Source organism: Eggerthella lenta DSM 2243, from assembly GCF_000024265.1.
In the GTDB taxonomy this organism is placed as follows: Bacteria; Actinomycetota; Coriobacteriia; order Coriobacteriales; family Eggerthellaceae; genus Eggerthella; species Eggerthella lenta.
On the sequence record NC_013204.1, the window covers coordinates 3,039,112 to 3,053,224 of the forward strand.

Here is a 14,113-nt window from a genome sequence, read left to right on the forward strand (position 1 = left end):
TCAGACCATGGGTTTCTATTTTCAAGATGACTTTTGGGAGGCGTGCAGCGAGCTGCCGAAAAAGGACAGGGACGCCGCAGCGGCGGCAATCGTCGCCTACTACTTCGACCCCGACGAGAAGCCGAGCATCAAAGGAGCATCAAAGGCCGTGTTCATCGCGTTTCGCGAGCGCATCGACCTATCGCGCAAACGCTCGAACGCGGGCAAATCAAAGCCCGATCAAAACGACGATCAAACGAAGGATCAAAGCAGAATCAAACCGAAAGCAACAGGCGATCAAAGCGGCAATCAAAACCGCGATGGCTCCAATGTCAAACCGGACGGTCACCTATTAAAGGGGGAGAGTGAGAGGGAGAAAGACCTTAAGGAACCCCCCTTACCCCCCTTGGACGAGTGCGACAACGAGGCGGCGGCATTCGCCGTCGAAGCCCTCGCTGCCTTCAACGCCATCACCGGGCAGGACGTGCGCGACATGCCCGGTGACGCGTGGTGCGGCCTTCGCCGCGTGTTCGACGCAGGCCGCACCATCGACGACGTGAAAGCCGTCATCGAGAAGAAGAACGCCGAATGGAAGGACGACAAGAGGATGGCGCGTTTCGTGAGGCCGTCCACCCTGTTCGGCGACAAGTTCGACGAATACCTCAACCAGAAGGACGAAGGAGGTTCGAGTGCAGAAACTAGCGAATATGCTGCGACGTTCTGATCGCCGCAGCCTTGAGAAGGTAATGAAAATGCCCGCGCTCACCGACGAGCAGAGGGCGGAGATCGACCGCGAGGCGAAGGAGGCGGCAAGGCGTGAGCACGTGCGCGTCGCCAGGCAGAGGATCGCGAGCGCGCACATCCCTCCGCTGTACGCATCCGCATCGCTCGAAGACTGCCACCCTGCGGTCGCGGAGTACGCCAGCGAGGTCGCGGAAGGCGGCACGGGCTGGCTCCTGCTCACAGGCCGCAACGGGCGCGGAAAGACGCACCAGGCTTGCGCTGCGCTGCTCCACCTCGCCAAGACGCACCGCGTGGAGTTCGCGACGATGCAGGGAATTCTCGACGAGTGCAAGCAGACGTTCGGACGGCCGGAGAGCGAGGAGGACGTGAAGGCGCATTACCGCAACGTGCCGGTGCTCGTGCTCGACGACCTCGGCAAGGAGAACCCCACGGACTACTCGCTGCCCATCATCTTCGACATTGTGGACAGGCGGTATACGCGCCTCAAGCCGACGATCATAACCACGAACATGAACGCCGCCCAGCTCTTGGCGCACATGTCAACGAAGGGCGACCGCACCATGGCCGAATCGGTCGTTTCGAGGCTCGTGACCGCCCGCGTTGTCGAGATCACCGGGCCGGATCGGAGGCTTCGCAATGCCTGAATTCGAGGTGATAGCGGGCGACATGTTCGACGTGATCGGGCGCGTCGAGCCGGCTTCTTGCCGGTGCGTGCTCATTGATCCGCCCTACATGATCGGCACGCAGAGCGTCCACCGCGACAACATGATCGACCCGTGGGCCGACCTCATGAACGGCGCGAGGTTCTACCGCGAGGTCATCGACGCGGTGCGGCCGAAGCTCACCAAGGACGGGGCCATGTGGCTGTTCATGAACTGGCGAGGCCTGCCGGGAATCTACAAAGCGTCATGTGATGCGAAGTGGCTCCCCGCCTCGTGCATGGTGTGGTCGAAGGACTGGCCCGGAACCGGCGACCCGCTGCGGGCGTCGCATGAGCTATGCCTTCTCTACACCTGCGATGGCTTCAAACGGCCGAACGCCAAGACGCTCGACGTGCAGACGTTCAAGCTGGTTCCCACCGCCCACCGCGTGCACAGCGCGCAGAAGCCCGTCCCCCTGCTGCGCATGATGCTCGACTTCACGACCGCGCGAGGCGACAAGGTGCTTGATTGCTTCTGCGGCTCCGGCTCCACGGGCGTCGCCGCCGTCTCTATGGGCCGTAGGTTCGTCGGCATCGAGGCGAACGCGGCCATCGCGGAGGTCGCGAGGAGGCGCATCGAGGGCGAGGCTTCGCAAGGTCAGTTGTTCGTTACGTCAGAGGAAGGCAAACGTGGAAACATCGAGCGATAACACGATCAGGAACGTGGACGCATTAGCGGGGCTTCGGGAGCTTGAGAGCGATTCATGCGACGCGCTTCTCACAGACCCGCCCTATTCGTCCGGCGGCATGTTCCGAGGGGACCGCGCCGGCAAAACATCGAAGAAGTACCAGAGTACGGGCGTCATCGACGTCAAGCCGGAGTTCTACGGCGACAACCGCGACCAGTTGAGCTTCATGCACTGGTGCGCCATGTGGCTTTCCGAATGCCACCGCGTTTTGAAGCAGGGATCGGTGGCGATGGTTTTCACCGACTGGCGGCAGATCGCGGCGACGGTGAACGCCTTGCAGATGGGCGGGTTCATCTACCGAGGCGTCTTCTCATGGATAAAGCCTGCCGCGAGGCCGCAGAAGGGCCGTTTCACCTCGAACGCCGAATACTGCGTTTGGGGAAGCAAGGGGCCTATGCCGTCAGATGGCTGCTGCATCAAAGGCTACTTCGAGAAAAGCCCGGAACCTACGGCGAAGCGCATCCATTCCACGCAGAAGCCGGTCGAGCTTCTCGAGCACCTTCTCAAGATCACACCCGAAGGATGCACGGTGCTCGATCCGTTCATGGGTTCAGGCTCCACCGCTATTGCAGCGATAAGAACGGGCAGGTCATTCATCGGGTTTGAAATGAGCGAGGAGTATTGCCATCTGGCGAACGGCCGGGTATCGGCGGAGCTTTCCCAAGAAACGCTCTTCAATGAAGGGGGGGGGGCAGATAGATGGCTAAGACGACTTTGCCGCCGATTTGGTGGCCGTTGATGGACGCGCCGACCATCCGCCTCGAACGTTGCCCGATCTGCGGGCGAACGCAACCGCTCAACTCGCACCACATCGTCAAGCGTTCGGCCGGCGAGCTGTTCGACGCCCACGGTCGCAAGCGCAAGAAGCCCGAGATCACGCTGTGCGGCTTCGGCAACAACCTGCGCGACGCGGACGGCCGGTATTACTGCCACGGCCTCGCGCACCACGAAATGCTGCATTTCCGCTGGGTGCCGACCTACGAGGCAATTGGATCGACGTACCCGAAACTCGACGGCGGGCACCTCGAATACCTGCTGACCGACGAACCGACGAAGTACGACGCCGCCCTCAAAATGGACGGGTGGCAGAGGGTGAAGACCGACTGGCAGAACGCGGAACTATGGGTGTGCTAGACCGCTTCGGAGGGCCGCAGGCGTGGGATATCAACTGCGCCACGCAGGACGCCGCGCTCGCGGCCCTCAAGCACGCGAACCCCGGATGCGGGACGTGCGAGTACGGAATCGTCTGCCCGGATTGCGGGCTGGCGTACTGCAAGGAAACCGACGAGTGGGGCGACAACTTCGCCCCGCCATGCGAATACGAGGGATGGCAGGAGAAATGACCAAGGAGAAAGAGGCGTTCTGCGGAAAAGGCGGCGTTGCCTTTTCGAGCGAGAGGCACTATTGGGAAACGCCGCAAGATCTGTTCGACACGCTCGACAACGAGTTTCACTTCACGCTCGACCCGGCAAGCACGGACGAAAACGCGAAGTGCGAGAAGCATTACACGATAGAAGACGACGGGCTATGCCAGTCATGGGCAGGCGAGCGCGTTTTCTGCAATCCTCCATACGGGAGAGAGCTATCGAAATGGGTGAAAAAAGCCCATGCCGAAGTCGCCCTTAACCCCGGAACCGTCGTCGTCATGCTGATACCAGCCCGCACAGACACAACGTATTTTCACGACTACATCTATCACAAGGCGGAGGTCCGTTTCATCCGCGGTCGCTTGCGGTTCTGTATTCAAGGCAAAGCCAAGGATGCGGCCCCGTTCCCCTCGATGGTGGTGGTGTTCCGATGACGCGACCCGTGCTGTACGTCTCCGGCCCCGTCACCGGCATGCCCGACGACAACCGCGAGGCGTTCGAGGCCGCAGCCGACGAGCTGGCGGCGTGCGGCTACATCGTCCGCATACCGCACTGGGACGTGCGGCCCGGAGAGAAGTGGCCGGCGGCGATGCGGATCACCCTCATGGCGATCATCGCGCAGGCCGACGGCCTCGCGATGCTCGACGGATGGGAGCGCAGCGAGGGCGCGCAGCTTGAGGCCCACGTGGCCCGCAGCCTCATGATGCCCGTTAAGACCGTCAGCCAGTGGGCCGCTAGGATGCCAGCGAAGAGAGGACGGAAAACATGCAAGTAGCAACGCCTTGGCAATGGCAGTTCCCGCCGTGCTCGAAATGGATACCGAAGAACGGACGTATGCGGCGCGACCAAGCATTGAAAATCATCGAGGAAGCAGAAGAGGTGATGAAGGCTCAAAGGGTCGGTGATCCCCTCTACGCAATGGAGCTTATGGACGTCATCAACGCCTGCGAAACCGCGTTGCGAGAAGTGCCGGAAGACACACTCGACAGCATCAAGCGCGCAACCATACGCAAGAACGAAGAGCGAGGGTACTACGAATGAGCGCGACGTGGCATGACATAGCGAAGGAGGAACCGCCGGCGGGGATCCTCGTGCTTTGCCAAGGCGCGCACGGCGAGCTGTTCCTCGGCGTCCACGTCGGCCTCGGATACTTCGCCGTTCCGAACAGCCGAGGCGGACGCATAGCCGTCGCATGGCACGAACTACCCGAACCATACTTACCTAAGGAGAAAACGCTATGAACGATTTGAAGATATACGCGCAAAACCTCGAATCAGCCGCGATGGAGCAGATCGAGACGCTCGCGAACGCGCCGGCGTTCGAGGGCGCGAAGATTCGCATCATGCCCGATGCTCACGCTGGCGCGGGCTGCGTCATCGGCTTCACGGCAAACCTCGGGGATAAGGTGGTGCCCAACCTCGTGGGCGTCGATATCGGATGCGGGATGCTGACTTCGCGCATCGAATTCATCGAGGAATGCCACCTCGACGAGTTCGACGAGGTGGTGAAGAAGAGCGTGCCGTCAGGATTCGCCGTGCACAACGTCCAGACGTGCGACATTGACGCGATGGGGCTTCTATGCCGCAACGAGCTGCAGAACGTCGCACGCCTTGAGCGCAGCATGGGGACGCTTGGAGGCGGGAACCACTTCGTCGAGATCGACGCCGCCGGCAACGGCGACGCGTACCTCGTCGTGCACTCCGGCTCCCGAAACCTCGGACTGCAAGTCGCCAACATCTACCAGCGAATGGCCGTCGAGACGTGCAAGGAGCCGACGCCGAAGGGCCTCGAATACCTCACCGGTGAGCTTCGCGACGCCTACCTCCACGATATGCACCTGTGCGAGCGATGGGCGGGGCTGAACCGAGAGGCGATGATGCACGCAATATACCGCGAGGCTCGATTGGGCGTCTTGATGGGAGGGACGTTCCACACCGTCCACAACTACATCGGCAACGACGGTATCGTGCGCAAGGGAGCGATCAGCGCGCAGGAGGGCGAACGCGTGCTCATTCCGCTCAATATGCGCGACGGCTCGGTGCTCGGCATAGGACGCGGCAACGAGGATTGGAACAACTCGGCACCGCACGGGGCCGGCCGCGCCATGAGCCGCGCCAAGGCGAAGCGCGAGCTGTCCGTCGATGGCTTCCGGGAGCAGATGGCGAACGTCTACTCGTCCACTGTGTGCGAAGGCACGCTCGACGAGGCACCCGACGCGTACAAGCCGGCGGAGCAGATCGTCGATGCGCTCTACCCAACCGTCAAGGTGGAGAAGCGCCTGTACCCCGTCTACAACTTCAAGGCCGTGGAGCAGAAGCGCGAAAGGCGGGCACGTCATGAAGGCTAACGTTTACAGCATGCTCGAAGAATGCCAGGAAGGATGCAGTCTCGTCGTTCCTTCCGCCGAGGCGGTGGTGGCGGGGAAACGCAGTGGCGACACGAAGCTGAACGTGATCATCGACTGCGAGCACCGCCCAGTGTGCGAAATGTGGAAGAAGAGGGAAAGCGAAGAGGAAGGCGCAGGCGAATGATCGGAACAGAGCCGATTCCCGGGGTGCCGATGGTCCGCGTGCTGGACGAGGACGGCAACGAGGTATTGCGCGGCTGGTACATGCGACACGAGAACAGGCAACCGTGCGTAATTAACGACTGGCTCAAACCGGATGACGTAGACCACATAGTGCTGCACGATTCCATGGCCGATTGGAACATGCCGCGCAGAATCATCCCCACGAAGATAACGCCGCCGCATCGAATCGAGGTCATCGAATGACCAACTGGAAGAAATACTTCGGCTCGCCGGAGCGGGCGGCTGAAATGATCGCCGATAGCGAGGTGCGGCAGAAGATAAACGATTCAGTGTTCGCCCGCTTCCCCGGCATAGATGCCGAATGGAAGCACCTCGGCAGCGACTACAGGAAGTCTTACGCGCTCGAATGGCTGGAAAGCGAGGCCGACGGTGTGCAACTCGGGTGAATGCTTATTCGAGGCAGGAGGCGCAAACGCCGGCGATTGCATGGTGGGCGACCTCGTTGGGTTCCGCGAGAAGTACGGCGAATACGCCTGCTACGTGGGCGGACTGCCTGACGACGAGGAAAGCGAACAATATATCGCAGAGAACGAAGAACGCTTCGACGCGATCTATCGGCGATGGGAGCGGGAAAGGATCAGGCCATGAGTACGCATTACAAGAACCGCCAGCCGTCAGGCTGCGCCGGTTTCATGGAGGACGCGGCGCTGGTGCCGCTGCTCCTACTCGTGCTGGCCGCGTTCGTGTTCCTCATTGTGCCGTTCTGTGTAATTGGAAGCCTCGCTCTATGGGTGAAGGAGGGCATATGTCGGATAGCCTCGAAGATACGGTAAGGCGCGTCTCCCAAGCCTCGAAATGCAGCAGCGTCGATATAGCGGCCTTCGCCGGAGAGCTTGCGCGCATCGGGGAAACGGCGAAGGAGGCGTTCGAGCGCATGGCCGAATCGTTGGCCGAGATTCGCAGGATCGCCGACGAGCAGACGAAGCCCGAGGTGTTCGTAGTCGATGGAACGCCAGTGCAGCACGCGCCGAGGGTCCCGCCGAAGCACGTATGCGGAGAGCACACGGATCCCGAAGTGCTCGCGTGACGCGACACCGCCTAGACAATGCCAATTGCGCGGGTTCCTCCAATTCTCCTTACCGCGCACCCACCCCCTCCGAGAGCGCCGTCCACACCGGGCGGCGCTCGTCGTTTATGGCGCGACGCCTCCGGGAACATGCTAGGCATGGCCCAGAAGTTGACACAGAACCAAGAGCTGTATTGCCAAGCCCGCGCGAGGGGCCTGTCGCAGCGCCGCGCCTACAGGTCCGCGTACCCGAAGTGCAATTCGACCGACGCGGCGGTAGACGCGAAGGCGTGCAACCTCGAAAAACAAGCTAAGGTTTCGGCAAGGTTGCACGAGCTGAACGAGGCCGGGGCGCGCGACGCGAAGCTCACGCGTGGGCGGCTCCTGCGCCGCCTCGACAGCCTAGCTGATACCGCATGGGCGCGAGTAGCCGAGGACGCCGAAACGGGCCGCAGAATCGACCCTGCGGCCTCGCACGCGCTCGTCGCCGCGTCCCGCGAGCTGTTGCCGTACGCCGAGGACGACGCCACGGTGCGCCCGCTGTTCGTCGCGGACTTCGGCCTGCTCATATCGCCCGACTTCTGCAAGCCGCACCGCATGATCGCGCGACGCGAGATAACCGACGTGTGGCTCGGCGGCGGGCGCGGCTCCATGAAGTCGTCCTATGCCTCGCTCGAAGTGGTCAACTACATAGAGCAGAACCCCGAGCAGCACGCGCTCGTCTTGATGAAGTACAAGACGGCGATACGCGATGCCGCCTATGCGCAGGTCGTGTGGGCGATCAAGATGCTCGGCCTTGAAGACGAGTACGAAATGCCCGATTCCACGCTGCGCATCAAGAAGCGCAGCACGGGCCAGTTGATCATCTTCCGTGGCTGCGACAACGCGCAGAAGATCAAATCCATCAAGGTGCCGTTCGGCCATATCGGCGTCGCCTGGTACGAGGAAGCCGACATGTTCAAGGGCATGGCGGAAATCCGCAAGGTGAACCAATCGCTCACGCGCGGCGGCAACGACTGCATACGCCTCTACACGTACAACCCGCCCCGCTCGGTGCACTCGTGGATCAACGTCGAAATGCAGCGCCGGCGCGATGCGGGCGAACCGGTGTTCACGTCGAACTACCTCAACGCCCCGCGCGAATGGCTCGGCGACCAGTTCCACGCAGACGCCGAGGAATTGAAGCGTATCGACCTCAAGGCATATTTGCACGAGTACATGGGCGAGGCCGTCGGCATGGGCCTCGAGGTGTTCGACCCCGAGAAGGTTGTATTCCGCGAGATAACGGACGAGGAGATCGCCGCCTTCGACAACCTCAAGGCAGGCCAGGACTTCGGATGGTACCCGGACCCGTGGGCGTTCACGCTGTCCGAGTGGCGGCAGAACACGCGTACACTGCTCACATTCCGGGAGGACGGCGCGAACAAGCTGCACCCCGGCGAGCAGGCGAAGCGCATACGTGCGCTGCTCACGTGGCGCGACACGCCCGACGGCGATCCCGTCTACCACCATATCCCCGTGCGGTCGGACGATGCCGCGCCGGAGGCCATAGCGGCGCAGAGGGACGCGGGGATCAACGCACGCGAGGCCGGCAAGGGCAACATGCGCGACGCGTCGTATCGCTTCGTGCAATCGAGCACGTGGGTCATCGACCCCGTGCGGTGCCCGAAGCTCGCGGCGGAGGTTCGGGCGATGCAGTACGCGGTCAACAAGGACGGCGAAGTGCTCAACGAGATACCCGACGGGAACGACCACTGGGTAGACGCCGTGCGCTATTCGCTCATGCCGATAGTGCGCCGCGCGAGGGGCGCATACCGCGCGACGCCGGCCGAAGAATAGGGCGAGCGAACACGGAAGGAAAGGGCGGCAATGGCGCTAGACGAATTCAGTATACCGAGCTGCGTAAAGGATGCCATCAGGGAGGCGGGATACACCGCAAACACCTCGATGGAGGGCTTCGTATCGACATGGTGGCAGTGGTACACCGGCACCACGCAGTGGTACGACGAGGGCTATACGACCGTGGAGGGCCGCAAGAAGACGCGTCGCCGCATGAGCATCAGGCCGGCACGGCGCGTATGCCGGGAATGGGCATCGCTGATCCTCAACGAGGGAACCACGATCACCTGCGAGGGGGCGAAGGCCGCTAAATGGCTCGATGGGTTCCTCGACGCCTCGAACTTCTGGGTCAACGGCCAATCGCTCGTAGAGAAGAGCATGGCGCTCGGCACCGGCGCGTGGGCGCTGTGGTTCGACGTGAGGGGCGACACGGAAACCGCCATGAAGATCCGTCGCTACGACGCGCGAATGGTGGTGCCGCTGTCGTGGGACGAAGAGGGCATCACCGAGTGCGCGTTCTGCACGAGCGTTTCGCTCAAGGGCAAGCGTGCCTATCAGTTGCAGCTCTACGTGCTGGACGAAGGCACGTACCACATCAAAACGAAGCTGTTCATGGACGGCCGCGAGGTTGACGCCGAGCGGCACGGCGTGCTCCCCGACTTCGACACGCTGATCGACCTCCCGCCATTCGGCATCATCAAGCCGGCTATCGAGAACACGTGCGTCGATCTGTCGCCCTACGGCATGAGCGTTTTCGCCGACGGTGTGGACGCGATCAAGGCGGTCGATCTGACGTTCGACGCGCTGTGCAACGAAATCGACCTCACCGAGGCCATGGTGTTCATGTCCGACGAGATGATCGACGTGCGCGACGACAAGGGGCGGATGGTTCCCGTCGCGCCGCGCGGGCCGAAGGGGCGGTTCTTCCGCAAGATCGCGGGGCAGACGGGCAAAGACTTCTTCGAGGTGTTCAGCCCGGATATCCGCGTCACCCCGCTCAAGGAGGCGTTCGGCGTTGCCCTCGCAGAGCTGGGCGACATTTGCGGCTTCGGTCAGAACTACTTCGTCCTCGACAAGGGTGGCGGGCTGAAAACGGCCACCGAGGTATCGAGCGACAATTCGGCGCTTATGCGCAACATCAGGAAGCACGAGAACGTCGTGCGCGCGGCCATCGACGACGTTATGCGCGCCGCGCTGCTGTGCGCGCAGCTCCATTGCGGCGCGAAGCTCGGAAAGGTCGGGCTGGTGAGCATCGGCTTCGACGATTCGATCATCACAGACACGCAGGCGGAGAAGAGCATGGCCCTCGCGGAGATCGCCGCGCTGGGGGTCCCCCGCCTCAAAGTCGAATACCTCATGAAGTACTACGGCATGAGCGAAGAGGACGCCGTTGCGGCCGTGCCGGCGGAGCAGATAGTCGATATCGGGTTCTAATGCTCGATCCCGATTACATCGACAAGGCCGGCGACATGGTGGCCGCTGCCTACACGCAGATCGAGGCGGAAATGCTCGACTACCTCGTGGCGCAGATGCTGCTAGACGAAAAGCTCACCTCGCGCGGTTACACGTCGCTGGCCATGCTCGCGCAGACGCACGACGGCGCGCTACGCGAGATATTGCGGCGCAATTCCGGCGGAATCGCTGCGGCCGTGATGGCGTCAGTCGAAGACGCGCTCAAGCGGTCGGACGAGGACGACGTGCGCAGGCTCGGCGGCGGGAGGACCGCCTACCCCCACCAGGTCGCCGCAACCGTCGATGGGATAGCGCGCATCCTCGAACGCGACAACCTCGACATGATCGACGGCGCGAAGCGGGCTTTTTTGGAGGCATCAACGCGAGCCATCACCAGCGTGAACATAAGCGCGACCACGCCAGACAAGGCAATACACGAAGCCGTGCGCCAGCTTGAGCGCGAAGGGATAAGCATCATCAGCTATCGCAACGCAGCCACCGGCCGGCAGACGGTGAAAAACAAGGTGGACGTTGCCGTGCGCCGCCACGTGCGCACGCAGATCGCGCAGGACGGCGCGCGCATGACGCTCGAGCGCATGAACGAGCTTGACGTGGCGCTCGTGGAGGTTTCGAGCCATCCGGGAGCGCGCCCCGAACATGCCGAGTGGCAGGGGCGGTGCTACAGCCTCAAAGGCGACGTGACCATAGGCGGCGTGAGGTATCGCGACTTCTACAGCGCGACTGGCTACGGAACCGTCGAAGGGCTGCTCGGGGCGAACTGCCGCCATTCGTTCGCACCATACATCCACGGCACGCGCCATGCCTACGCCCACGACCCGAAGCACGCATCGGGCGTGAGGGGCGATGAAGTATACCGGCTCACGCAGAAGCAGCGTTACATTGAGCGCCGCATACGCGAGGCGAAGCGCGAGCTGCGAGGCGCGCAGGCAGAATACGACGCCGACCGCAGCGCCGAAAAGCTCGCGGAGGTTATGAAGGCGAAGCAAGCGATCAAAAGCCGACAGGAAGCCATGCGCAAGTTGCTCGAAGAAGCAAACGCGAAGGCGAAGCCGGGAACATCGGTGCTCCACCGCAACCAGCATCGCGAGTGGGCTGGCGACATGCCGAAGACCACGGGACCGGCGAGGACAAAGCACGGGACCGAGCGGATGCGGGAGCGCGGCATAACGGAGAAGGCGGCGGCGAGCGCCATAACGTCGCCGCTCAAGAGGTTCGAGGCGGTGGCCGACGACAACGGGAGGCGAGCCCAGAAACTTGTCGGCAAAGATGCTACAGTGATAGTCAACCCCGACACCGGGGAGATCGTCACCGCGTACAAGACGAAGGCGCGGATAGCACGCAAGTACGAGCGGGAGGCGAAGGAGGCCGAGAATGCTGGATGACGGACAGAATGGCATGCTGGCGTCGCTCGGCCTGCCGCAGAGCTTCGACGGCCTCGACGATGACGCGCTCGTGCGCATCGAGGAAACCCTATCGACCGAGCTGCAGCGCCACGGCATCAACGCCAAGGGCGACGGCCTCAACGAACACGGCAAGGCATGCCTGCGCCTCATAGAGGCGATACCAGACTAGCCTCCCCGCGCAATCCCATATCCACCGACAGCAGCCGCCCCACGGGGCGGCTTTTTCGTTCCGTCCAGCGCCCGGAGCGGCGCGACACCCCGCCGACCATATAGCCAACGCCAAGCGCCGCGTAAAAAGCGCACCTAAAGCGCGGAGGGAACCGCGTAAACAACCGCTAGGGAAAGGACAGGCATGGACCCCGAGAACGAGGACAAGGCCGGCGAGGAAGCCGCAGCAGAGCCGCAGAAAGGAGCGACCGAGGCAACGGAGGCGACCGACCCGAAGCCGGCCGCAGAAGGGGCCGAGGGCGCTGCGGAGGACGGCGAAGAGCTGACCGACGAGCACGGCCACCCGGCAATCAGCAAAGGCAAGTACGAGCGCGATATCGCGACGAAGGACGCGAAGATTGCGGAGCTTGAGAAGCAGATCGGCGAAGCCGCGAAGACCGAGGCGGGCCGCGCCGCGCTTGAGAAGAAGATCGCCGAGCTTAAGGACGACCAGGCGGAAATCCGCACCGACTACGAATTGAAGCTCGCCGGGTGCACCGACGAGAAGAAGTTCAAGGCCGCGAAGAAGCTCGTAGGCGACTACGAGGGCGACGTGGACAAGCTCAAGGCCGATTACCCCTACCTGTTCGCAGAAGACAAGAAGAAAGGCTCTACGGGTAAGAAGCCGGAGGGCGCGGGCGGAAGCGATATCGACGACAAGCTCGACCGCGCGTTCGGCCTCAAGTAGGGCGACACTAGGAAAGGAACCACAGCATGGCAAACAACCTCGGTAACGCGGTGACGAAGTTCACCACCCGCCTCGACAAGGTGCTCGAGACGGAACCGAAAACGAGCTTCCTGAACATGAATGGCGACCTCGTGGGCGAGCTTAAGGGCAACGGCGAGGTGAAGATCGCCAAGATCGCGATGGACGGCCTCGGCGACTACGACCGAGCCGTGGGCTTCCCCGTCGGAAGCGTCACGCTCGACTGGGAAACCGTGAGCCTCAACTACGAGCGCGCCCGCGAGTTCGAGATCGACGTGATGGAGGACGAGGAGCACGAGCTTCTCGTCTCCGCGAACCTCATGGCGGAGTTCGCGCGCGCCATGGTCGCGCCGGAGGTCGATGCGATCCGCTTCGCGAAGCTCACGGAGAAGGCAGGGACCAAGAAGGCCGAGACGTTCACCGACGAGAAGGCGGCGCTCGACGCCGTGCTGCTCGCGGAAGAGGCGTTGCAGGACGCCGGCGCGCAGCTTTCCTCCTGCAAGCTGTGCCTCACGTCCCACATGAAGACGCTGCTTCGCAAGGCGCAGCCGTGGCGCATCGGCCAGAGCGAGGCCCCGAACGGCAACTTCGACACGTTCGACGAAATGCAGCTCATCGTGGTGCCCGGTAACCGTTTCTTGACGGCCATCGACCTGCTCGACGGCAAGACGACCGGCGAAGAGGCCGGCGGATACAAGCAGGCGGCCGCAGGCGTGCCGATCAACTTCATGGCGATCCACCCGTCAGCCGCCGCAGTGCTGAACAAGCACGAGAAGCTGCGCTACTTCTCCCCCGACGTGAACCAGGACAAGGAAGCCCACAAGTGGCAGTACCGCCTGTTCCACGACGTTTTCGTTTACGAGAACAAGGCCGGCCTGATCTATTCGAGCTACAAGGCTTAAGGAGGGCACCCGATGAAGACCGTAGGTTTCGAGGTCAAGAAGAAGCGCACGCCTCCGAAGAAGGACGCCGGCCAGAAGGGCGACGCCCAGAACGCTGGCGCTGACGGCGCGGCGGGCGGCAAGGACGCCGGCCAGAAGGGCGAGGACGATGACGCCTAGCGTCTCATACGACGAGTACACGGCGCGCGGCGGCAAACTGGCGAAGGAGGCGTTCGACGCGTCCCTCGCCTCCGCCGTCGCGTCCGTGCGCGAGGTAATGGGCCTCAACGAACCGGACGGCGAGCAGCAGGCGGCGGCGTACGTCGGCGCGGTGTGCGCCGCCGTCGATGTTGATGCGGCCTACGGCGCATCCGGCGGGATCGGCGAGAACGTCGCCAGCGTGGCGGTCGGCGCGTTCTCCGCCACGCTGGCGGGAACCGCAGGCGTCAGCGCCTACGACCTCGACATGCGCCGCGCCATCCTCCGCGAGCTGCAAGGCTCGGGGCTGCTCTATCAGGGAATCGGATAG

23 protein-coding genes are annotated in these 14,113 nt (G+C 62.8%); all 23 read left to right on the plus strand.

Annotated features, from left to right (window positions below):
• The first annotated feature begins 7 nt into the window (after window positions 1-7).
• The 23 genes from ELEN_RS15980 to ELEN_RS16340 all read left to right on the plus strand — a co-directional run bounded on the left by ELEN_RS15980 (window position 8) and on the right by ELEN_RS16340 (window position 14,113).
• A complete protein-coding gene (locus tag ELEN_RS15980) occupies window positions 8-703 on the plus strand; it encodes a conserved phage C-terminal domain-containing protein (RefSeq protein ID WP_015761279.1) in 696 nt (231 codons plus the stop codon).
• A 28-nt stretch (window positions 704-731) separates the two neighbouring features.
• On the plus strand, window positions 732-1,367 hold the full coding sequence (locus ELEN_RS15795) for an ATP-binding protein (protein ID WP_015761280.1): 636 nt from the start codon (window positions 732-734) through the stop codon (window positions 1,365-1,367).
• Window positions 1,360-2,073, plus strand: a complete 714-nt coding sequence (locus tag ELEN_RS15800; protein WP_015761281.1) for a DNA-methyltransferase — start codon at window positions 1,360-1,362, stop codon at window positions 2,071-2,073. The genes ELEN_RS15795 and ELEN_RS15800 overlap by 8 nt, the downstream gene beginning before the upstream one ends.
• A complete protein-coding gene (locus ELEN_RS13075; protein ID WP_015761282.1) occupies window positions 2,054-2,851 on the plus strand; it encodes a DNA-methyltransferase in 798 nt (265 codons plus the stop codon). Before ELEN_RS15800 ends, ELEN_RS13075 begins: the two co-directional genes overlap by 20 nt.
• Entirely contained in the window at window positions 2,812-3,246 is a 435-nt protein-coding gene (locus ELEN_RS13080; protein WP_143924748.1) for a hypothetical protein, read from the plus strand. Before ELEN_RS13075 ends, ELEN_RS13080 begins: the two co-directional genes overlap by 40 nt.
• Window positions 3,234-3,455, plus strand: a complete 222-nt coding sequence (locus ELEN_RS13085) for a hypothetical protein (RefSeq protein ID WP_041691666.1) — start codon at window positions 3,234-3,236, stop codon at window positions 3,453-3,455. Before ELEN_RS13080 ends, ELEN_RS13085 begins: the two co-directional genes overlap by 13 nt.
• A complete protein-coding gene (locus tag ELEN_RS13090) occupies window positions 3,452-3,913 on the plus strand; it encodes a DNA N-6-adenine-methyltransferase (RefSeq protein ID WP_015761285.1) in 462 nt (153 codons plus the stop codon). Before ELEN_RS13085 ends, ELEN_RS13090 begins: the two co-directional genes overlap by 4 nt.
• Window positions 3,910-4,254, plus strand: a complete 345-nt coding sequence (locus ELEN_RS13095) for a DUF4406 domain-containing protein (protein WP_015761286.1) — start codon at window positions 3,910-3,912, stop codon at window positions 4,252-4,254. Before ELEN_RS13090 ends, ELEN_RS13095 begins: the two co-directional genes overlap by 4 nt.
• A complete protein-coding gene (locus tag ELEN_RS13100) occupies window positions 4,245-4,520 on the plus strand; it encodes a hypothetical protein (RefSeq protein WP_015761287.1) in 276 nt (91 codons plus the stop codon). The genes ELEN_RS13095 and ELEN_RS13100 overlap by 10 nt, the downstream gene beginning before the upstream one ends.
• A gap of 196 nt (window positions 4,521-4,716) precedes the next feature.
• On the plus strand, window positions 4,717-5,826 hold the full coding sequence (locus ELEN_RS13110; RefSeq protein ID WP_015761289.1) for an RtcB family protein: 1,110 nt from the start codon (window positions 4,717-4,719) through the stop codon (window positions 5,824-5,826).
• Window positions 5,816-6,010 (plus strand): hypothetical protein, encoded by a 195-nt coding sequence (locus tag ELEN_RS13115; RefSeq protein WP_015761290.1) that lies wholly within the window; start codon window positions 5,816-5,818, stop codon window positions 6,008-6,010. The genes ELEN_RS13110 and ELEN_RS13115 overlap by 11 nt, the downstream gene beginning before the upstream one ends.
• Window positions 6,007-6,252: a hypothetical protein gene (locus tag ELEN_RS13120; RefSeq protein ID WP_041691668.1), complete on the plus strand. Its 246-nt coding sequence runs from the start codon at window positions 6,007-6,009 to the stop codon at window positions 6,250-6,252. The genes ELEN_RS13115 and ELEN_RS13120 overlap by 4 nt, the downstream gene beginning before the upstream one ends.
• Window positions 6,249-6,455, plus strand: coding sequence for a hypothetical protein (locus ELEN_RS13125; RefSeq protein ID WP_015761291.1), 207 nt, complete (start codon window positions 6,249-6,251; stop codon window positions 6,453-6,455). Before ELEN_RS13120 ends, ELEN_RS13125 begins: the two co-directional genes overlap by 4 nt.
• Window positions 6,456-6,653: 198 nt before the next feature.
• Complete coding sequence (locus ELEN_RS13130; protein WP_015761293.1) at window positions 6,654-6,842, plus strand: hypothetical protein; 189 nt, start codon at window positions 6,654-6,656, stop codon at window positions 6,840-6,842.
• Window positions 6,815-7,096, plus strand: coding sequence for a hypothetical protein (locus ELEN_RS13135; protein ID WP_015761294.1), 282 nt, complete (start codon window positions 6,815-6,817; stop codon window positions 7,094-7,096). The genes ELEN_RS13130 and ELEN_RS13135 overlap by 28 nt, the downstream gene beginning before the upstream one ends.
• Window positions 7,097-7,234: 138 nt before the next feature.
• Complete coding sequence (locus tag ELEN_RS13140; RefSeq protein ID WP_015761295.1) at window positions 7,235-8,914, plus strand: PBSX family phage terminase large subunit; 1,680 nt, start codon at window positions 7,235-7,237, stop codon at window positions 8,912-8,914.
• A 30-nt stretch (window positions 8,915-8,944) separates the two neighbouring features.
• Entirely contained in the window at window positions 8,945-10,348 is a 1,404-nt protein-coding gene (locus ELEN_RS13145; protein ID WP_015761296.1) for a phage portal protein, read from the plus strand.
• Window positions 10,348-11,769: a phage minor capsid protein gene (locus ELEN_RS13150; protein ID WP_015761297.1), complete on the plus strand. Its 1,422-nt coding sequence runs from the start codon at window positions 10,348-10,350 to the stop codon at window positions 11,767-11,769. Before ELEN_RS13145 ends, ELEN_RS13150 begins: the two co-directional genes overlap by 1 nt.
• Window positions 11,759-11,959: a hypothetical protein gene (locus tag ELEN_RS13155; RefSeq protein WP_015761298.1), complete on the plus strand. Its 201-nt coding sequence runs from the start codon at window positions 11,759-11,761 to the stop codon at window positions 11,957-11,959. Before ELEN_RS13150 ends, ELEN_RS13155 begins: the two co-directional genes overlap by 11 nt.
• 183 nt (window positions 11,960-12,142) lie before the next feature.
• Window positions 12,143-12,685 (plus strand): hypothetical protein, encoded by a 543-nt coding sequence (locus ELEN_RS13160; protein ID WP_015761299.1) that lies wholly within the window; start codon window positions 12,143-12,145, stop codon window positions 12,683-12,685.
• Between the two features lie 26 nt (window positions 12,686-12,711).
• Window positions 12,712-13,605 (plus strand): hypothetical protein, encoded by an 894-nt coding sequence (locus tag ELEN_RS13165; RefSeq protein WP_015761300.1) that lies wholly within the window; start codon window positions 12,712-12,714, stop codon window positions 13,603-13,605.
• Between the two features lie 12 nt (window positions 13,606-13,617).
• A complete protein-coding gene (locus ELEN_RS16335) occupies window positions 13,618-13,764 on the plus strand; it encodes a hypothetical protein (RefSeq protein ID WP_015761301.1) in 147 nt (48 codons plus the stop codon).
• Entirely contained in the window at window positions 13,754-14,113 is a 360-nt protein-coding gene (locus ELEN_RS16340; protein ID WP_015761302.1) for a head-tail connector protein, read from the plus strand. The genes ELEN_RS16335 and ELEN_RS16340 overlap by 11 nt, the downstream gene beginning before the upstream one ends.